An 18320-nucleotide genomic window follows, 5' to 3' on the forward strand; every position below is an offset into this window, starting at 1 on the left:
GCTAGTACAGCTCGCCGACCGGGATGTCCACGGCGAGGCGGTTGGCGGGTCCTGCCAGGGGGCAGGCCCAGGCCTCGTTGTAGGCGCAGGACGGGTTGTAGGCGAAGTTGAAGTCCAACACAAATTCGGCGTCGGGCCCGGAACCGTTGACGCCGTGGAAGGCGCCCTTGATCGTGTCCAGCAGGTAGCGGCCCGCGCCGTAGCTGCCGCCGGGCTGGCCGGCAGTGGCGTCGCGGAACGGCACGAAGATGCCGCCGCCGTAGCCGTTGAGCTTCCAGACCGCCAGCTGGCCCATCTCGGGCAGGTCGAAGGTGCCCAGCCTGACAAAGCGGACGACGCCGTCGGTTCCGGTTTCGACGTTCATCTCCCGTCCGGCGCCCTCTTTCGTGATGGGGACGTGGAAGCGGTAGATCGGGTCGTAGTCCGCGGTCCGGAGGCCGCCGAAGTTCGCCTTGGCCTCTGCGGTCAGCGGCGAGGCGGGGTGGGTGCCGAACATCCGGTCCCTCTCCTGCCGCCAGTAGGAGTGGGCTTCGGCCGGGCTGTCCGCAGCGATCTTACGCACGGCGGCGTAGAGCGCGAAGGTCCGGAGCCGCCAATCCGCGATGTCGACGGCGGACATCCCCGCGACGCCGTCGGCCGCACCAATGTCTTCTCCGTCAAAATGCTGTTCAGCCATCCCACCAGCCTAGCCCTGTTTAGCTGCCCGGTTTGCGGCGGGCCGTGCCCCCGGAGCGCCGGCGGCGGGTCGTAGACTGCCCGCATGCACAACACCGCCCCCGACGAATCAGCCCGCCGCGCCGCAGCCTCGCTCGCCGAACTCGTCCGCTTCCGCACCGTTTCCTCCCGGGTCCCGGCCGAGGTGGACGCCGACGAGTTCGAGGCCTTCCTCGCGGCGCTGCCCCTGCTCTATCCTGCGGTGCACGCGGCCCTGGAGGTGGAGCGTGTTAACGGCGCGGCCCTGCTGTTCCGCTGGCCCGGCACGGCGGCGGAGCCCGGCAGCGGCGCCACGGTGTTGATGGCCCACTACGACGTGGTTCCGGCGGGGGACGAGCAGGCGTGGACCCACCCGCCGTTCTCCGGTCACAGCGATGGAACCCACCTCTGGGGCCGCGGCACCCTGGACGACAAGGGCCAGCTCGTCGCCATCCTGGAGGCCGCGGAAGCCCTGCTCGGTGACGGTTTCGCTCCTGAGCACGACATTTACTTCTCCTTCGGAAACAACGAGGAGACCGCGGGCGACAGTGCCGCAGCGGCGGTGGACCTCCTGGCCGGCCGCGGGGTGCGGCCCTGGCTGGTGCTGGACGAAGGCGGTGCCGTGGCGGGCGGCGCGTTTCCCGGCGTGAGCCGGCCGGCCGCCGTCGTCGGCGTGGCCGAAAAGGGGATCCTGGATGTCGAGCTGCTGACCCGGGACCCCGGGGGACACGCCTCGACGCCGCCCCGGATGGGAGCGACGGCGCGGCTGGCGCGCGCAATCACCAGGATCGAGCAGAACCCCTTCCCGCAGCGCCTCCCGGAGGTGACCGCGGAGATGCTCCGGCGCTTCGGGCCGCACGCACCGGGCCCGCTGCGGGTGGCGTTCGCGAATCTGTCGCTGCTCAAGGTTCCGATGACGTGGCTCTTCGGCCGGCTGGGGAACGAAACCAACGCGATGACCCGCACCACCGTAGCCATCACCACCCTGGAAGGCAGTGCCGGCGCCAACGTGCTCGCCGCTACGGCCAGGGCGAACGCCAACATCCGGGTGGCCGTCGGCGACACCGTGGCCGGGACCGTGGAGCGGCTGCGGAAGGTCATCCGGGATCCGAAGGTGGAACTGCGGGTGGTGGAGGGCAATGAGCCCACGCCGGTGTCCGCCTCAGTTGGTCCGCAGTGGCAGCTGCTGGAGGACTGCATCTCCGAGATCTTCCCGGAGGCGATCATCACGCCGTACATCATGATGGGCGGGACGGATTCGCGCCGCTTCACCCGGATCTCCGACTCGGTGTACCGGTTTGCGCCCTTCGCTATGGACGCAGCGGACCGTGGCACCATCCACGCCGTCGACGAGAAGATCTCGCTTGAGACCCTGGGCCGCGGCGTCCGCTTCTACGAAACGCTGATCCGGAGGCTCTAAACCGGACCAGGCCCCGGCTACGCTGGCACCATGACTGGCACGGTTCTCTCCCGCGGACTCCGGATTACCGCTGCGCTGGCGCTCACCGCCGGTGCGCTCGCAGGCTGCAGCAGCGAAGGCAAGGGCGCCCCGGGCTGGACGGCGGGCGGCCCAAGCGGAAGCTCGACGGCGGCTCCCTCCGCCGGCGGGTCATCGGCGGCCAGCCCGGGCGGGTCTGTCACGGGCACGGCCTCCGCCGGAGCCTCCGCCACGGCGGGTGCGACGGCCGGTGCGACGGCCGCGGCCTGGAAGACGTACTCCGATCCCGGCAAGAACGTCAGTTTCGAACTGCCGCAGGAATGGATTGCCCAGTCGGTCACCCCGGCGCAGGGCACACTGCCGGGGGCGCTGAAGATCGAGGTCAAGGACCCGGACGGCCGGTACCTGGCCACATTGCAGACCGGACTCAGGCCGCAGCCGGCGGCCGCGTGCAAGGCAAAAGCGGCCAAACAGTATGTCGTGGTCAGCAGCGTTCCCGTGGAACTGGCGCACCTGGACGGGGAAGGAACTATCGACCCGCACGTGGTATTCAGGGTGATCCAGGGCTACAAGTACTTCGGCTCTTACGGCATCACCAACGTGGTTGGCGGTGCGGGCGGGAAATCCTGCGCCCTGCGGAACGTCGTCCGCGGCCCGGAAGGCAAGGGCGATTACTCTTTCGGCGACCTGGTGGAGCTGAAGGCGTTCGCTCCGGACCAGAGAGTGGCACCGGCCAAGTCCTTTGACACGCTGGGACAAGCGGACAAATACGTCAACGAAGGCTCGGAATTCGCCAACGTCCAGCGGATGCTAATGTCGCTGAAGATCAAAAACTAGTCCCGCCGGGCCGGTACTGCGGCTGCCCGGGACACTGCCCTTCCGCTGAGAATCCAGCGGCCTCGCTCGCACCCTCCGGAGATTCATGGAACGCATCGTGTCCGCACGCCTGGCCTTCAAGACCGTGGCCGATACAAAGGTCGCGATGGCGGTGGCCGTTGCCCGCAACCCCGGCTACAGCAGCTTCGAGGAGTCGCTGTCCGTGACGGCCGGCGGCGAGGACGTGGCCCTGACGGAGCTCTCGGACCACCACGGCGGCCGCTTCCACTACATGGAATTCGCCGAACCAACAGAGGTGCTGGTGGAGTACAGGGCCACCGTCAACGGGTTCGCCGTCCCGGAGGAACCCGGGCTGATGGAACTCATCCGCTACGTCAGGCCCAGCCGCTACGCCGAATCCGACCGGCTGCTCCCGACCGCCTACGCCGAGTTCGGCGGCCTGGACGGCGCGGAGCTCCTGCACGCCGTGCGGGACTGGGTCTTCAGCGAACTGCGCTACGTCAGCGGATCGTCCCGCGGCACCGACGGCGCCGTCGAGACGCTGCTGCACCGGCGCGGCGTCTGCCGGGACTTCGCGCACCTGGCCATTTCTTTGTTGCGGTCCAAGAACGTCCCGGCGCGGCTGGCCGCCGTCTACGCGCCGGGACTGACTCCGATGGACTTCCACGCCGTGGCCGAAGCCCACGTCAATGGCGCCTGGCACGTCATCGACCCCACCGGCCTCGCGCCCCGGGAGAGCATGCTCCGGATTACCGCCGGCCGGGATTCCTCGGACACCGCGTTCCTGTCCACCGTGGGCGGCAGCCTCTTGCTGAAGGAACTGAAGGTCACCGCCACCGTCACCGGCGAGCTTCCGGCCGAGGACCCTGCAGCGCTGGTCGCCATCCGCTAGTGGCGCTGGTTGCAGCACCAACTAGCGGCCCGAGACCGAAGCCCTCAGCTTGTCCGTCAGCCGGAGCAACTCCTCCTGCTCGGCCGGTGTGAGAGCCGGGCCCACCAGGGCGGCGATGTCGCGGACATGCTCGCGCCCGATCGTCTTCTGCAGCTCCCGCCCGGCGTCGGTGAGCCGGATCAGCACGCCGCGGCCGTCGTCGGGGGCTGGCCTGCGTTCCACGAGGCCGCGCTTCTCGAGCCGCTCCACCAGCCGGCTCAGGCTCGACTGGCTGAGCAGCACATGGTCGTTGAGCTCATTCTGGCGCAGCCAGCCGGACGGGCAGCGGGAGAGGGTGAAGAGCACGTCGTACTCGTTCAGGGCCAGGGACTTGAAGGCCGGGCCGGCCTGCAGCCGCCGCATCACGGCGACCTGGGCACGGAACAGGGATTCCCAGGTCTGCGCCGCCAGCCGCACCGGGGAGGCTGGCCCCGGTGTCTGGTCGGCGGCGGCGGCATCAGTGCCTGCTTTCGCGGACATCAGGCGTCCTGCGGGGCGGCTTCACGGGCTGCCAGCGAGGCGGCCACGCGTCCGGCGTGCGTCGGCGGTTCGGGAACGTGGGCCGGGGTCTTCTCCGCGTATTCCTTGCGGAGCACCGGCAGGACTTCCTCGCCGAACAGGTCCAACTGTTCCAGCACGGTCTTCAGCGGCAGGCCGGCGTGGTCGATCAGGAACAGCTGGCGCTGGTAGTCGCCGAAGTACTCACGGAAGGTCAGAGTCTTCTCGATGACTTCCTGCGGGCTGCCCACCGTGAGCGGGGTCTGCGAGGTGAAGTCCTCAAGCGAGGGGCCGTGGCCGTAGACGGGGGCGTTGTCGAAGTACGGGCGGAACTCCTTCACGGCGTCCTGGGAGTTCTTCCGCATGAAGAACTGGCCGCCGAGGCCCACGATCGCCTGGTCCGCCTTGCCGTGGCCGTAGTGCTCGTAGCGTTCGCGGTAGAGGCCAATCAGCTGCTGGTAGTGCTCCTTGGGCCAGAAAATGTTGTTGGCGAAGAAGCCGTCGCCGTAGTACGCCGCTACTTCGGCGATCTGCGGGGTGCGGATCGAGCCGTGCCAGACAAAGGGGGCGACGCCGTCGAGCGGGCGCGGCGTGGAGGTGAAGTTCTGCAACGGGGTGCGGTGCTTGCCGGACCAGTTGACGGTGTCCTCGTCCCAGAGCCGGCGGAGCAGGGAGTAGTTCTCGATGGCGAGCTCGATCCCGTCCTGGATGTTCTTGCCGAACCAGGGGTAGACGGGGGCCGTGTTGCCGCGGCCCAGAACCAGGTCCACCCGGCCGTCGGCAAGGTGCTGGAGCATCGCGAAGTCCTCGGCGATCTTGACCGGGTCGTTGGTGGTGATCAGCGTGGTGGCGGTGGAGAGGATGATCCGCTCCGTCTGCGCCGCGATGTAGGCGAGCGTGGTGGTGGGGGAGGAGGAGAAGAACGGCCGGTTGTGGTGCTCGCCGATGGCGTAGACGTCCATGCCGATCTCTTCGACCTTCTTGGCGATGGCAACCGAGGCCTTGATGCGCTCGTGTTCCGTGGGAGTGCGGCCCGTGGTGGGGTCGGTAGTGATGTCGCTGACGCTGAATACGCCGATCTGCATGGTGTTCCTTTCCGGGGCCGGAGACTTCCGGTAACTGCTTCTACTATAGCCGATTTACATGCATTTGCATCTATCACCGACTATAACGTCCGCCACGCCGCGATATTCCCTCGCCTGCGGGGCGGCCGCGGGGCCCGGACCTAGGATGCAATCAGTCGGCTGGCCGCCCAATGCCCAGCCCGCCCGGAAAGTCGCCATGCGCCGCGTTGTCGCTTTTCTGTGTCTGGTGGAACTTACCAGCGGGATATTGCAGGGCTACTACACGCCCATCCTTACCGACATCGCCCGGCACCTGGGGATCCACGACGCCGACGTGAACTGGTTCGAGGCCGCCCAGCTGACGGTCAGCGCCCTGGCCGTGCCGGTGCTGGCAAAGCTGGGGGACCTGTACGGACACCGCAGGATCCTGCTCGTTTCCACCGTGCTCACCGCCGCCGCGTCCTGGGGCGTGGCGCTGGCGCCGGATTTCTGGACGTTCCTCGCGGCATGGTCGCTGCAGGGTTTTTACGTGGTCTGGCTTCCGCTGGAAATCGCACTCGTCTTCAGCCGGGTGCACGCGCTGCCCGACGGTGCCGCCCGCACCCGCCGCGCCGCCGGAGCCTTGGTGGGCGCACTGGAATTCGGTGTGATCGCCGGCGCCCTCGCCGCCGGTGCCCTCGTGGAAGTCTTCGCAGGCCAACTGCAGCTGGTGCTGATGCTTCCCGCGATGGCAGTCACGGCGTGCTGGTTCGCCATCCGCTTCGGGGTGCCGGAATCCACCCAACGCGGCGGCGGCACAGTAGACACCCGCGGCTTCGCGCTGCTCGCCGTCGGGCTCCTGCTGATCACCTCCGGGCTGACGTTCATGCGCCTCAACGGCCCCGGAGCCTGGTGGGCGTGGGCGCTGGTCGCGGCCGGCCTGCTGGTCTTTGTCCCGTTCACCCGCGTGGAGCTGGGCCGCGAAGATCCGCTCGTGGACATTCGGATGCTGCGGTCCAAGTCAATGTGGCCGGTGCAGCTGACCGCAGGGCTGTTCGGGGTGTCCGTACTCGGCGCCCAGGCCCCGCTCTCCACCTTCGCCCGGACCGACCCCGCCCTACACGGCTACGGACTGGGGCTGCGCGCTGGCCAGGTCTCGATCATCATCGGGGTGTACGTGCTCGCGCTGCTGATCGGGGCGCTGCTGTACCCGGTGGTGACGCGGCGGCTGACCCCGCGCTGGACCCTGGTGGGCGCGGCAGCGCTCGTGGGGCTGGGCTACCTGCTCTTCCTGCCCCTCCACGGCAGCCTGGCGGAGGCGCTGGTCAACATGGCGGTGGCCGGCGTCGGCTCCGGGGCACTCGTGGCTGCGCTGCCCTCGGCTGCGGCTGCCGCGGCACCCCTGAACCGCACGGCGATGGCCACCGGCCTGACCAACACCACCAAGACCATCGGCGGGGCTTTCGCCTCGGCTGTCTTCGGCATAGCCCTGATCAGCCATGTCCTGGCAGACGCAGGTGCTGCCGCCGGCGCCGGCCAGACAGCGGCGCCGCTGGCCGGCTACCTCACGGTGTGGACCATCTGCGGGGTTACCGGACTGGCCGCGGCCGCCGCGCTGGTGCTGGTGCCACGGATGGCGTTCTCCGACCCGGATCCCGCGCTTGCACGAACCCTCGAAACCACCAAGCCGGCTTCCGCCCCCAACTAGCTTGCATTTGTTGTCGTTTTGGGCCCTCATAACGACAACAACTGCCAGTCAGTTGGGAAAGTCAGCGCGGGCTCCACCCACCGGCCAGCAGCGCGACGCGGACCTTCGACACCGCAGAACGGGCGTCGTTGGCCATGTGGCGTTTGGACACCCGGACCAGCGTCCAGCCGGCCCGGCTGAAGTCTTCCTCCCGGGTGATGTCCCGGATCACCTGCCCGGCCGAGGAGTGCCCCTCGCCTTCGTATTCCACCGCCACCAGAAATTCCGGATACGCCAGATCGGGATGACGCACGACGCCGTTGAGCAGCTCCGTGCGCGGGTTCACCTCGGGTTCCGGCAAACCCGCCCGCGTCAATGCGAGTCGCAGCCGGGTCTCCGGTGCTGAATCAGAGCCGACCCGGGCCTGTTCCAAGGCCAGCCGGGCCTTCCGGATTCCCGGGGTTCCCTTGTGCCGGTCCAGCATCGCGGCCAGGTCGGCGATGCTGGCGTGGGGATCACCGCGACCCTCCAAGCCAGGCCGCGGAACACGGATCAGATGGTCGGCCACCACGGTGAGCTCGTCCACCGTCATAAGCCGGGACACATCGAGCCAGGTCCGGGTCCGCGTCGTCAAGAGGAGGCCGCCGATGCTCGTGATCTCATCGGGAAAGAATTGGCCGACGTGGCCGATCACGCCAGTCCGCCGGGGGATGGCCATGGAGTCGGGCCGCGATAAGTGGATGTGTGGTCCGTCCGAACCGGGCAAATAACCGGGCATCTCCCAGGCCCGGAATGCCGTGGCGTGCGAGGCTGCCGTGAATTCCGTAATCAGGGTGAAGGGCCGCACCAGCGGGACGAAGCCGGGAGTCGGTTCCTCGCCGCCCGGGATGCGGATGCCTCGACTCGGCGATACGAGGCCGTGGTGCCGGAGCCGGCGGTAGCTGGCCCCGGCCTCGAGCGCCTCCTGAAAGGTGAAGGGCGCACGGGCAACCGCGTCCGGCAGGGGCTGCGGGGTCTTCATAGCCCCATGCTGGCAAAATCCGGTGGCGCCTAGGGGGTTATCCACAGGCCCGGCCCGCGCCAACCCAACTAGCTCGCAGTAGTTGTCGTTTTGGGCGGTCAAAACGACAACTATTGCGAGCTAGTTGGGAGAGGAGGGATCTAGTTGCGGAGCGCGGGGGCTTCGTCCGGTTTGTCGGCCTCGAACTGCCCGTCCTGCCGGGCATGGATGGTGTCTGCCGGAGCGGGCTGGGCCCGGCGGCCATGGACGGGCCTGCCGCCCTCGGCCTTCTGCAGTGCCTTCCGTTCGCGCCGTCCTTCGACCAGCCGGTAGAGCACGGGCACGAGGATCAGCGTCAGGGCGGTGGAAGAGATGAGGCCGCCGATCACCACAATGGCCAGCGGCTGCGAGATGAAACCGCCGCCGCCGGTCAGGCCCAGCGCCATCGGGGTCAGCGCGAACACGGTGGCCAGCGCGGTCATCAGGATTGGGCGCAGGCGCTGCCGTGCGCCGTGCGTGATCGCTTCCGCCACGCTCATCCCTGGCTCGCCGTTACGGGGCTGGCGGTACTGGTTGATCAAGTCGATCAACACGATTGCGTTGGTCACCACGATGCCCACCAGCATCAGCATGCCGATCAGTGACGGCAGCCCCAGCGGAACGCCCGTCACCAGCAGCAGGGCGATGGCGCCGGTGGCCGCGAACGGGATGGAGACCAGCAGGATCAGCGGCTGAACGAGCGACTTGAACGCGGCGACCATGATCACGTAGACAATCGCGATGGCGGCCAGCAGCGCCAGCCCCAGCTGGCCGAAGGACTCTGCCTGCTGGGTGGTGGCTCCGCCGATCTCTGCCGTTACGCCCGGCGGGAGCTGGACGTTCTTGAGCCGGGCCTGGACCTCTGTGCTGACCGCGCCCAGGTTGCCGCCGGACGGCGTGACGGACACTCGTGCGGTCCGCTGGCCGTTGCTGGCCGTGATGGAGACCGGGACGTCCACCTGTTCCACCGAGGCGATCGAAGACAGCGGAACCGGTCCCCGCGCCGTCGGCAGCGGGAGGTCGCGCACGGCGCCGATGCTGGTGAAGCGGCTGCCCTCGCCGATCCGGACCGGGAAATCGTTCGTGCCGATGCGCACGGTCCCTGCAGGGATCGGGCTGATGGTGGAGGCCAGCACGCCGGCGACCTGCTGTTCGTTGAGACCGGCCGCGACGGCCTTGGCGCGGTCCACCTTGACCTGGACCACCGGCTGGCTCGCGGCCAGGTTGGTGCTGACCTCGGACGAGCCGGGTACGCCGTCCATGGCCTTGACCATGGCGTCGCTCGCCGTTTTCAGGTCGGCGGAGCTGGCGGCCTTCAGCGTGATGTCGACAGTCGACGTCGTGCCGAAGCCGCCCTGCTGCGATCCCACCGTGATCTTGCCGGCGCCGGAGATCTTGGCGAGCTCGTTGCGGACGGTGTCCTGCAGCTTGCCCTGGTTGGCTTTCTCCTCGGTCACGACCGTGAAGCTGGAGTTCGCAGCCCCGGTGGACTGCAGCGCCGAGAAGCCGGACTGGGCGTTACCGGTGGTGACCTGGACGTCCTTGATCCCGTCGATGCCGCGCAGTGCCTTTTCGACCTTGACGGCGGCGGCGCTGCCCTCGGAGAGGCTGGTGCCGGCCGGAAGGGCCTGCTTCACGGTCATGCTGTTTTCGCCCGAACGGCCCAGCAGGTCGGTGGCGAGCAGCGGGGACATCGCGGCGGTGCCACCGAGTACCAGAACGGCCGCCACCAGGGTGATCACGGGGTGCCGCTGGGTCTTGGTCAGGATGGGAAGGTAGCCGCGCTGCAGGAAGCCGCGCTGCTCCGCCTCGTGGGCTTTCGCAGCTGTTTCGCGGGCGGAAGCCTCGGAAACCTCGGCGCCGGCCTTGTCCGCGGGCGTCCGGAGGAACCAGTAGGCCAGCACCGGAACGATGGTCAGCGAGACCAGGAGCGAGGAGACCAGCGCGATCGTGACCGTCAAAGCGAAGGGCCGGAACAGCTCTCCAGCGAGTCCCGCCACGAACGCGATCGGCAGGAAGACCGCCACGGTGGTGAGGGTGGACGCGGTGATGGCGCCGGCTACCTCGCGGATGGACGTCAGGATCGCGGTGATTTTCTGCTCGCCGTAGCTCAGGTGCCGCTTGATGTTCTCGATCACCACGATCGAGTCGTCCACCACGCGGCCGATCGCGATGGTCAGCGCGCCGAGGGTCAGGATATTGAGCGAGTACCCGGTGGCCGAGAGACCGATGAAGGTGATCAGCAGCGACAACGGGATAGACACGGCTGTGACCAGCGTCGAGCGCACCGAGAGCAGGAACAGCAGGATGACGGCGACGGCGAAGCCCAGGCCCAGCAGGCCCTCCGTCGTGAGGTCCTTGATGGACTTCTCGATAAACGGCGCCTGGTCGAACACCGGGGTGAACTTGGCGTTGGAGCCCAGTTCCGCTTCAAGCTGCGGGATGGAGTCCTTGACCGCATGGGAGATGCCCACCGTGTCGCCCTCGGGCTTCTTGGTGACCGAGACGGCCAGGGTTTCCTTGCCGTTGGTGCGGGTGATCGAGGTGCGGGCGTCCTCGGCGATGCTGACGTCCGCCACGCTGCCGATGGTCGCGGCGTCCCGGGCGCCGCCCAGCGGCAGGGCCTTGATGGCGTCGATGGAATCCACCGGGCTGCCGATCTGCAACGAAAGGGTCTTGCCCTTCTCTTCGATGCTTCCCGCCGGGACGAGCGTGCCGTTGTTCTTCAGCGCGTCGGAAATGGTTCCGATGGTCACCCCGGAGGCCGCCATCTCTTTCGGCCGCGGCAGGATCTGGATGTGCTGGGTGGCCCCGCCCGTCACTTCGGCGCCGCGCACGCCGTCGAGCTTCTGCAGCCGCGGCACGCTGAGGCGGGTTAGGTCCGCGTTGAGCTCGCTCAGCGGCTTGTCCGAGGAGACGGCGAGGTAGACGATCGGGAAGTCACTTATGCTGCCGGCGATCGCCTGCGGCTGGACGTCCTTCGGCAGCGCCTGCTTGGCGTTGGAGATGGCACGGTCAATCTGGTTCCGGGCGCGGTCCAGATTGGATCCGTACGTGAATGCCAGGGTGATCTGCGAAACGCCGTTCCGCGACGTCGACGACGTCGATTCCAGACCTTCGACGCCGTTGAGCGCCGTCTCCAGCGGACCACTGATCTGCTTGTCCACTACCTCCGGCGAGGCACCGGGCATCGAAGTGATGACCGTGATCTGCGGGAACTCGATGGACGGGATGAGCTCCTGCTTGAGCGAGGTCATCGTGATCACGCCGAACACCGACGCGAAGACGGTGATCAGCGCAATCAGCGCCCGGTTTGCTAGCGAGAGCTGGGCCAGCCGGAACATCTCATGGTCTCCTGGGGGTTAGCGGACGCTCGCCACGACGGAACGCCTCAATGGGACTAAACGTGCCGCAACCCGGCAGAGTTTCAGCGGTTGGCGCTGACCGGCTCCAGCTGGAGGGCGGCGGCGGTCTCGGCCTCGAGCTTGGCCGCGAGTTCCGGGTTCTCGTTGAGCTTGACGCCGTAGCCCGGCATCATCTCCTTGAGCTTGGACTGCCAGCCCTTGAAGCTCTTCGGGAAGGACTTCTGCAGCAGCTCGATCATGATCGGCACCGCGGTGGAGGCCCCGGGGGAGGCGCCGAGCAGGGCGCCGATGGTGCCGTCGCGTCCGGCGATGACCTCGGTGCCGAACTGCAGCACGCCGCCCTTCTTCGGGTCCTTCTTGATGATCTGGACCCGCTGGCCGGCGGTGATCAGTTCCCAGTCGCCGTCCTTGGCCTCCGGGTAGTACTCCCGCAGCGCCTCGACCTTGGCGCCGTGCCGCTTGGCGACTTCCTTGACCAGGTACGCGGTGAGGTCCATGTTGTCCTTCGCCACGGCCAGCATCGGGATGATGTTGGAGGGACGGATGGACAGCGGCAGGTCCAGGTAGGAGCCGTTCTTGAGGAAGTTCGTGGAGAAGCCGGCGTACGGGCCGAAGAGCAGTGAGCGCTTGCCGTTGACGAAGCGCGTGTCCAGGTGCGGGACGGACATGGGCGGGGCGCCCACGGATGCCTGCCCGTAGACCTTGGCGCTGTGCTGGGCGGCGAGGGTCTCATCGGTGCAGCGGAAGAACTGGCCCGATACCGGGAAGCCGCCAAAGCCCTTGCTTTCCGGAATGCCCGAGGCCTGCAGCAGGTGCAGCGCCCCGCCGCCGGCGCCGACAAAGACGAACTTCGCGTGGATGGAGCCGTGCTCGCCGGAGCGCGGGTGCTTCAGTGCCAGGTCCCAGCCGCCGTCGGATGCCCGGCTGATGCCGGTGACGTCGTGGCCGTAGTTGATTTCCACGCCGTTGTTGCCGAGGTAGCCGGTCAGCTCACGGGTCAGGGCGCCGAAGTCGACGTCGGTGCCCTCCGCGGCGCGGGTGGCGGCGATGTGCTGCTTCGGGTCGCGGCCCTTGACGATCAGCGGTGCCCACTTGGCGATCTGCGCGTGGTCCTCGGAGTATTCCATCGAGCGGAACAGGGGGTTCGGCTTGAGCGCCTCGTAGCGGGTGCGCAGGAACTTGGCGTTGGCGTCGCCGACAACGAAGCTCATGTGCGGCACCGTGTTGATGAAGCCCTTGGGGGAGCCGATCAGCGAGTTGGTCACGAGGTGGGACCAGAACTGGCGGGACAGCTGGAACTGCTCGTTGATGTGCAGCGCCTTCGCCGGATCCACCGAGCCGTCTTTGGCTGCGGGGGAGTAGTTGAGCTCACACAGTGCGGCGTGGCCGGTACCGGCGTTGTTCCACGGTCCGGAGCTTTCCAGGCCCGGCTGGTCCAGGCGCTCGAAGAGCGAAATGGTCCAGTTCGGTTCGAGCTGCTTGAGGAAGGCGCCCAGCGTGGCGCTCATGATGCCGCCGCCTATCAGGACAACGTCGGCGTGTTGGGTCTTGGAAATGAAAGTCACAATCAGTCTCCGATAGCAGCGGCTCTGGCTGTCACAGAATATCCCCGCACGGCCCACTAACTGAAATTGGGTCGTCCCGTCAAGGCTTTAGTTGGACGTTTGTGAAAACTTCGTTCAGCACCGGCGACGCCGGGTACTTCAGCACCCGGTCGGAGAGAGCCAGGGCCGAGATCGGGAACGCGATCGGGACAGCGGGCACCGTAGCCGCGATCTGCGCATTGATGGTCTGGTACTGCTCGGTCCGGTCCTTGCCGTCCGGCAGCCCGCGGGCACGGGAGATCTTGGAGAACACCTGCGGGTCCTGGTAATCGAACTCGCCGGTGTTTTCCCCGAAGAGCGGGCCGACGAAGTTGTCCGGATCCGCATAGGAGCCGTTCCAGCCGAGCAGGTGCAGGGCATGGTCGCCGGGGGAGGTGACCTTCTGGAGGTACCCGTCGGACCAGTCGATCGGAACCGGTTTGATATTGAGTCCGACGGCGGTCAGCTGGCGGCTGATCTCGGCGTAGACCTTTTCGGGCGTCGGAAGGTACGGGCGGGTGACGTTGAGCGGGTAGTAGAACTTCAGCACCTCGCCCTTGTAGCCGGCCTCGGCGAGGAGTTCCTTGGCCTTGTTCTGGTCGTAGCCCAGCGATGGGGCGTTGTTGTTGAAGCCGCTCAGCTTCGGCGGCACGAACTGCGAGGCGGCGGCGGTGTTGTCGATGAAGAACTTCCGGATCAGGGTGTCCTTGTCCAGGGCCATCTCGATCGCCTGGCGGACCTTGAGCTTCCGCAGCACCGGAACTTGCTGGTTCATGCCCAGATACATGACGGAGAACGGGTCGCGCTGGATGATCTGCTTGCCGCGCTTGACCAGCTGGTCGAAGTTGCCCACGGTCACGGAGTCGTAGGCGTCGATCTTGCCGTCGAGCAGTGCCTGGAGCCGTGCCTGGGGGTGGTCGTAGGTGACGAAGTTGATCGTTCCGATCTGGCCTTTGTCCCCCCAATAGTGCTTGTTGCTGGCCAGGGTGACGGTGTTGTCCTCCCAGGAGCCGAAGACATAGGGTCCGGTGCCCACGGGGTGCAGGGCGTAGGCGGACAGGGGCTGGCCCTCGCGGTTCCGGTTCAACACATCGGCCGAGCCCGCGGCCAGGGCGCGCGGCGAGGAGATTGCGAAGGCCGGCAGGGTGAGGGCCTGCAGGAACCCGGTAAAGGGCTGGGTCAGGTCGATCCGGACGCTGTCCGCCGCCAGTGCGGTGCACCCCTTGTAGATGGACAGCGACGCCTGGTCCGAATGGGCCATGAAGACGCCCTTGAAGGTGCTGCCGGGCGCCTGCTTGCGGAGGGCGGGGGAGAAGTTGAACCAGCGCTTGAAGTTGGTGCACACTGCCGCCGCGTTGAAGGCAGTACCGTCCTGGAACTTCACGTTCTCGCGGAGCTTGAAAGTGTAGGAGCGGCCGTCGTCGCTGTTCGTCCATTCTGTTGCAAGGAGGGGCGTGGGCTTGCCGCTGGTCTGGTCGACACCGATCAGTCCTTCAAGGATCTGGCGGGTGATGCGGTAGGAGTCGACGTCGGACACGAGGGCCGGATCCAGGCCGAGCGGACGCGAGCCGGTGCCGAAGGTGAAGGTGGCGGTGGGCTCGGCGTCGGAAGCGCTGGCGGAGGTGGGCGAGGGTGCAGGGCCGGGTGTTCCGGTGCACGCAGCGAGAGGCAGCAGGAGCAGGACTGCGCCGAAACCGGCTGCGATGCGGCGCAACGCCTTTCGGGGGCCGGTACTGATGGGCGCGGTACTGCTGGGCACTCGGGAATCACCTCTGGGAACTTGTCGGCCGCCGACTGCGGAACAGCCCCAGTCTAGTTGACCGGTCCGCGGATCCAGGGAACAGGCGAAGGCCCGCACCACCGGGTGCGGGCCTTCGTTTCTCCAGGTGGATCCAGGGAGTCAGGCTGAATCCGGGTCAGGAGGGCTTGGTGATGCTTACTTGGGCATCAGGACCGAGTCGACCATGTAGACCGTGGCGTTGGCGGTCTTGACGCCACCGCAGACAACGTTGGCGCCATCGACCTTGAGCGCGTCCTTGCTGCCGGTGACGGTAACGGAACCGCCCTCAACGGTCTTGTGCGTGCCCACGATCTCGGACGGGCTGATCTTGCCCGGGACTACGTGGTAGGTCAGGATCTTGCTCAGCAGGGCGTCGTCCGTCTTGAGCTTGTTGATGGTGGCGGCGTCGATCTTCTTGAACGCGTCATCCGTCGGAGCGAAGACGGTGAATTCGCTGCCATTCAGGGTGTCCACCAGGTTGACCTTGGGGTTGAGCTTGCCGGAAACGGCTGCGGTCAGGGTGGTCAGGATCGGGTTGTTGGAGGCGGCAACGGCCACCGGATCCAGGGCCATGCCGGCAACAGAACCCTTGCCATCGGGAACCTTGGCGGCGTAGCCGGCGCAGCCGGAGCCGACCAGGTCAGCTGCCGGGTCCATTGCCGCAGCGGAGGAGCTCATGGACGGCGACGGTGCCATGCTCGATTCCATCGGCGTGGATGCCGGAGCCGAGGAGGAGCTGGAGCCGGTGCTGGAACCGCCACAGGCAGTGAGGCTGAGCATGGCTGCAGCAGCGATACCTGCAACGGCGAAAGTCGTGCGCTTGATGGTCTGCATTTCGATTCTCCTTTGTTGTGCCGATTTCATTGCCTGCAGCGGACCTCTTTGCCGCTGTGGCCTTTCTCCGACTGGTGGGCACCGACCCTTGGTTGGTGTCTCAATGGGTATTCGGGAGCTCGGCTGAAAGGGATGGGTGGGAATCGAAATTCTTTTTTTGGCCCGGCCCGCGGCGGCCGCTCCAGCCCGCGGTTCCCGCGTGATTCCGGGGTTTCTGGCAGTCAAGGGCCATGGTTAAAACGCGAAACCCCGGTCATCGGACCGGGGTTTCGCGTTGTGCGCAAGGGGGGACTTGAACCCCCACGCCCGAAGGCACAGGAACCTAAATCCTGCGTGTCTGCCAATTTCACCACTCGCGCGCGGCGCCGTCGTTCGGGGAACCAATAGGACCTCGACGGCGGATGCCGGCCACCAGTCTACAGTTTTGCCCCGCAGTCCGGCGTCTGGACTCGAAACTCAGGCGTCCAGCTTCAAGTCGCGGAGCAGTTTGGCGACATGGCCGGTGGCACGCACGTTGTACTGGGCCAGGGCGACCTTGCCCTCCGGGTCGACCACCACGGTGGACCGGATGAGCCCGTCATAGGTGCGGCCGTAGTTCTTCTTCTCGCCCCATGCGGCGTAGGCCTCCGCCACAGCGTGGTCCGGATCGGAGAGCAGCGGGAAGCTGAGCCGTTCGGCGGCCGCAAAGGCGGCGAGCTTCTGAACCGGATCGGGGGAGATGCCTACGACTTCGTAGCCGGCCCGCTGCAGGGCGGCGAGGGAGTCCCGGAAGTCGCAGGCCTGCTTAGTGCACCCGGGCGTGGCGGCCGCAGGGTAGAAATAGACCACCGTGTTCCGGCCGCGGAAGTCCTGCAGGCCGACCGTGCGTCCCGCCGAGTCCAACAGCTGAAAGTCCGGTGCCACAGTGCCGGGAACGAGTCGTTCGGTCATGTATCTCTCCTGATAAAAATAGGGGGAATTCCAGCCTAGTGAGCGCGGGCGCAGTCGACGAATCGGACAATCGTTATACTCTTTGGTATGCCTGATATGGATCGCTGGCCCACTGGCCGCCTATTGTCCACGGCAGCACGCCTTGTAGAACACTCCTGGAATGAGAAGCTGGGGGCCATCGGCCTCACCCACGCGGGGGTCATTGCGATGGAAGTGCTCTCCGTCCAAGGACCCATGACCCAAGCGCAGCTGGCGCAACTGGTTCGTGTGCAAGCCCAGACCATGGGTAAGACCCTGAGCCGGCTCGAAGCCCATGGCCACATCTCCCGGGAGCGCAGTGCCTCCGACCGCCGCAGCCACGTCGTCACCCTGACGGACCGCGGCCGCGAAGCCGTCGTTGCGGCCGCGGACATGGAACGCTCGGTCCTTGCTGCCGCCTCGATTGATCCCGACTCGCTGCGCCACGAGTTGCAGTCCGTGGTCCGGGAACTGGCCAACCGCATGTCGACGACGGAAGCGAAGGCGATCGTCACCTCGGCCGAGTCGAGTGTGCCCGCTAAGGCCAACTAGGCCCCTGCGAGCGGCAGCGGTATGCGCGCCGGGCGAGAGTGTGACTGCCCAAAAACGAGTACCAATTACTGGTGCTGAGCACCTGACACTGGGCAAACATGGGGGGCATGACGAGCTACGTCCTTGAGCCTAGATCCCTTGAGCATCACTGTCAGTGCTGCGGCGAATTTGCCACTGCGGTTTTCTGCGAGGACTGCGACCCCCACATTGCATCGCCCGAGGATTCCTAGGGGTGGAGGTTGTCTCGTAAACCGGGCTAATGGCCGCGGCTTTTCTGCTGTTTGACAGGCCGTGTCCTGCCCCTGTGCCGGGCAAAGGCTCGCATAGAGTTTTCCTATGGAAATGGTGCCGCCGCCCGAGCTTGAAGGGCAGACCTCGATCAACGAGTTGCTCGACGAGCCTCTGGGCACCTTGCCGATCCAGCTGACGTTGCCCATCCATTTCCAGCTGGCGGTGGCGGGACGGAGCTAGGACCGCGCCCGGAAATCCCGGAGGCACCTAACACCGAACCGTAGGATGTTGAGGATGAGAACGCGTAGGGGAATCTTTGCCGCCGTGCCGGCCCTTGCAGTCCTCGCCATCACCGCCTTCACTGCTCTCGCCATCGCCGCTCCGGCCGACGCCGAACCGTGCGGACCGGTCATTCTGGTTCCGCTGGGACGATGCGAGCCCTCGGCCACGCCCACCCCGCAGCCTACGAGCACCCCCAAGCCCCCGGCCACGGCTACGGCAGCACCGTCGGCGGCGCCGGTCGTGCCGGCATCGTCTTCCGCCGCACCGGCGAGACCCGCACCAGCCCCATCGGCGACACGCTCCGCCCGGCCGACGCCGTCCAAGGCCCCGGTCCCGTCCCCGTCTTCGGTTCCTGTCAGGGCAAACGTCCCGTCCACCACGGCAGACGGGACGCCGTCGTCGGCGCCCTCGGCCGTCGCTGTGGCACCCGCCGTCGTCGTCCAAGGCTCACAAGGCAGCGGCACCAGCCTGCGGGCGGGGGCTTTACTGCTGGCCGTCGGTGGCGTGCTGCTGTCAGCTTGGGCGCTTATGGCACTCAGCCGTCGCGGAGTTCGGGTTCCCTAGTAATGGCAGCGGACA

Annotated in this window: 15 protein-coding genes and 1 tRNA gene; 6 read left to right on the forward strand and 10 right to left on the reverse strand. The window is 67.0% G+C overall.

Going from position 1 to position 18320, the window contains the following annotated elements:
• Position 1: 1 nt before the first annotated feature.
• Positions 2–676: a DUF1684 domain-containing protein gene (locus tag AC1DK9_RS05355; protein WP_476915214.1), complete on the reverse strand. Its 675-nt coding sequence runs from the start codon at positions 674–676 to the stop codon at positions 2–4.
• A gap of 84 nt (positions 677–760) precedes the next feature.
• Between AC1DK9_RS05355 and AC1DK9_RS05360 the strand changes: the two genes are divergently transcribed.
• From AC1DK9_RS05360 to AC1DK9_RS05370, 3 genes are all read left to right on the forward strand, one after another.
• Positions 761–2113, forward strand: coding sequence for a M20/M25/M40 family metallo-hydrolase (locus AC1DK9_RS05360; RefSeq protein WP_476915215.1), 1353 nt, complete (start codon positions 761–763; stop codon positions 2111–2113).
• Positions 2114–2143: 30 nt separating this feature from the next.
• Positions 2144–2968: a hypothetical protein gene (locus tag AC1DK9_RS05365; protein ID WP_476915216.1), complete on the forward strand. Its 825-nt coding sequence runs from the start codon at positions 2144–2146 to the stop codon at positions 2966–2968.
• Between the two features lie 85 nt (positions 2969–3053).
• Positions 3054–3860, forward strand: a complete 807-nt coding sequence (locus AC1DK9_RS05370; RefSeq protein WP_476915217.1) for a transglutaminase-like domain-containing protein — start codon at positions 3054–3056, stop codon at positions 3858–3860.
• A 21-nt stretch (positions 3861–3881) separates the two neighbouring features.
• Here the strand turns inward: AC1DK9_RS05370 and AC1DK9_RS05375 are convergent, their stop codons facing one another.
• A complete protein-coding gene (locus AC1DK9_RS05375; RefSeq protein WP_476915218.1) occupies positions 3882–4379 on the reverse strand; it encodes a MarR family winged helix-turn-helix transcriptional regulator in 498 nt (165 codons plus the stop codon).
• Complete coding sequence (locus AC1DK9_RS05380; protein WP_175322930.1) at positions 4379–5482, reverse strand: LLM class flavin-dependent oxidoreductase; 1104 nt, start codon at positions 5480–5482, stop codon at positions 4379–4381. Before AC1DK9_RS05380 ends, AC1DK9_RS05375 begins: the two co-directional genes overlap by 1 nt.
• A 196-nt stretch (positions 5483–5678) precedes the next feature.
• On the opposite strand from AC1DK9_RS05380, the gene AC1DK9_RS05385 reads away from it, so the two are divergent.
• Positions 5679–7148 (forward strand): MFS transporter, encoded by a 1470-nt coding sequence (locus AC1DK9_RS05385; RefSeq protein ID WP_476915246.1) that lies wholly within the window; start codon positions 5679–5681, stop codon positions 7146–7148.
• Positions 7149–7209: 61 nt separating this feature from the next.
• Here AC1DK9_RS05385 and AC1DK9_RS05390 read toward each other — a convergent pair whose 3' ends face one another.
• The 7 genes from AC1DK9_RS05390 to bcp all read right to left on the reverse strand — a co-directional run bounded on the left by AC1DK9_RS05390 (position 7210) and on the right by bcp (position 16658).
• Positions 7210–8148, reverse strand: a complete 939-nt coding sequence (locus AC1DK9_RS05390; protein ID WP_476915219.1) for an endonuclease domain-containing protein — start codon at positions 8146–8148, stop codon at positions 7210–7212.
• A 140-nt stretch (positions 8149–8288) separates the two neighbouring features.
• Entirely contained in the window at positions 8289–11510 is a 3222-nt protein-coding gene (locus AC1DK9_RS05395) for an efflux RND transporter permease subunit (protein ID WP_476915220.1), read from the reverse strand.
• Positions 11511–11593: 83 nt separating this feature from the next.
• Complete coding sequence (locus tag AC1DK9_RS05400) at positions 11594–13096, reverse strand: malate:quinone oxidoreductase (RefSeq protein ID WP_476862708.1); 1503 nt, start codon at positions 13094–13096, stop codon at positions 11594–11596.
• A 79-nt stretch (positions 13097–13175) separates the two neighbouring features.
• Positions 13176–14828, reverse strand: a complete 1653-nt coding sequence (locus tag AC1DK9_RS05405) for an ABC transporter substrate-binding protein (RefSeq protein ID WP_476915247.1) — start codon at positions 14826–14828, stop codon at positions 13176–13178.
• 222 nt (positions 14829–15050) lie between these two features.
• Positions 15051–15728: a fasciclin domain-containing protein gene (locus AC1DK9_RS05410; RefSeq protein WP_476862709.1), complete on the reverse strand. Its 678-nt coding sequence runs from the start codon at positions 15726–15728 to the stop codon at positions 15051–15053.
• Positions 15729–16005: 277 nt separating this feature from the next.
• A tRNA-Leu gene (locus AC1DK9_RS05415) sits at positions 16006–16087 on the reverse strand.
• 97 nt (positions 16088–16184) lie between these two features.
• Positions 16185–16658 (reverse strand): thioredoxin-dependent thiol peroxidase, encoded by a 474-nt coding sequence (gene bcp, locus AC1DK9_RS05420; RefSeq protein ID WP_476862710.1) that lies wholly within the window; start codon positions 16656–16658, stop codon positions 16185–16187.
• Positions 16659–16754: 96 nt separating this feature from the next.
• Here bcp and AC1DK9_RS05425 point away from each other — a divergent pair, with 96 nt between their 5' ends.
• Together AC1DK9_RS05425 and AC1DK9_RS05430 are read left to right on the forward strand one after the other, a co-directional pair.
• Complete coding sequence (locus AC1DK9_RS05425) at positions 16755–17228, forward strand: MarR family winged helix-turn-helix transcriptional regulator (protein ID WP_476862936.1); 474 nt, start codon at positions 16755–16757, stop codon at positions 17226–17228.
• Between the two features lie 336 nt (positions 17229–17564).
• Positions 17565–17699 carry a hypothetical protein gene (locus tag AC1DK9_RS05430; RefSeq protein WP_476862711.1) on the forward strand — a complete coding sequence of 45 codons (135 nt, stop codon included), beginning with the start codon at positions 17565–17567 and terminating at the stop codon, positions 17697–17699.
• The last annotated feature ends 621 nt before the right edge of the window (positions 17700–18320 follow it).

The sequence above is a fragment of the Arthrobacter sp. 01T414 genome (assembly GCF_056398965.1).

Excerpts from the sequence above, each read along its gene's own strand:
- AC1DK9_RS05355 (WP_476915214.1), bottom strand. The coding sequence starts at position 676 with ATGGCTGAACAGCATTTTGACGGAGAAGACATTGGTGCGGCCGACGGC.
- AC1DK9_RS05360 (WP_476915215.1), top strand. The coding sequence starts at position 761 with ATGCACAACACCGCCCCCGACGAATCAGCCCGCCGCGCCGCAGCCTCG.
- AC1DK9_RS05365 (WP_476915216.1), top strand. The coding sequence starts at position 2,144 with ATGACTGGCACGGTTCTCTCCCGCGGACTCCGGATTACCGCTGCGCTG.
- AC1DK9_RS05370 (WP_476915217.1), top strand. The coding sequence starts at position 3,054 with ATGGAACGCATCGTGTCCGCACGCCTGGCCTTCAAGACCGTGGCCGAT.
- AC1DK9_RS05375 (WP_476915218.1), bottom strand. The coding sequence starts at position 4,379 with ATGTCCGCGAAAGCAGGCACTGATGCCGCCGCCGCCGACCAGACACCG.
- AC1DK9_RS05380 (WP_175322930.1), bottom strand. The coding sequence starts at position 5,482 with ATGCAGATCGGCGTATTCAGCGTCAGCGACATCACTACCGACCCCACC.
- AC1DK9_RS05385 (WP_476915246.1), top strand. The coding sequence starts at position 5,679 with ATGCGCCGCGTTGTCGCTTTTCTGTGTCTGGTGGAACTTACCAGCGGG.
- AC1DK9_RS05390 (WP_476915219.1), bottom strand. The coding sequence starts at position 8,148 with ATGAAGACCCCGCAGCCCCTGCCGGACGCGGTTGCCCGTGCGCCCTTC.
- AC1DK9_RS05395 (WP_476915220.1), bottom strand. The coding sequence starts at position 11,510 with ATGTTCCGGCTGGCCCAGCTCTCGCTAGCAAACCGGGCGCTGATTGCG.
- AC1DK9_RS05410 (WP_476862709.1), bottom strand. The coding sequence starts at position 15,728 with ATGCAGACCATCAAGCGCACGACTTTCGCCGTTGCAGGTATCGCTGCT.
- bcp (WP_476862710.1), bottom strand. The coding sequence starts at position 16,658 with ATGACCGAACGACTCGTTCCCGGCACTGTGGCACCGGACTTTCAGCTG.
- AC1DK9_RS05425 (WP_476862936.1), top strand. The coding sequence starts at position 16,755 with ATGGATCGCTGGCCCACTGGCCGCCTATTGTCCACGGCAGCACGCCTT.
- AC1DK9_RS05430 (WP_476862711.1), top strand. The coding sequence starts at position 17,565 with ATGGAAATGGTGCCGCCGCCCGAGCTTGAAGGGCAGACCTCGATCAAC.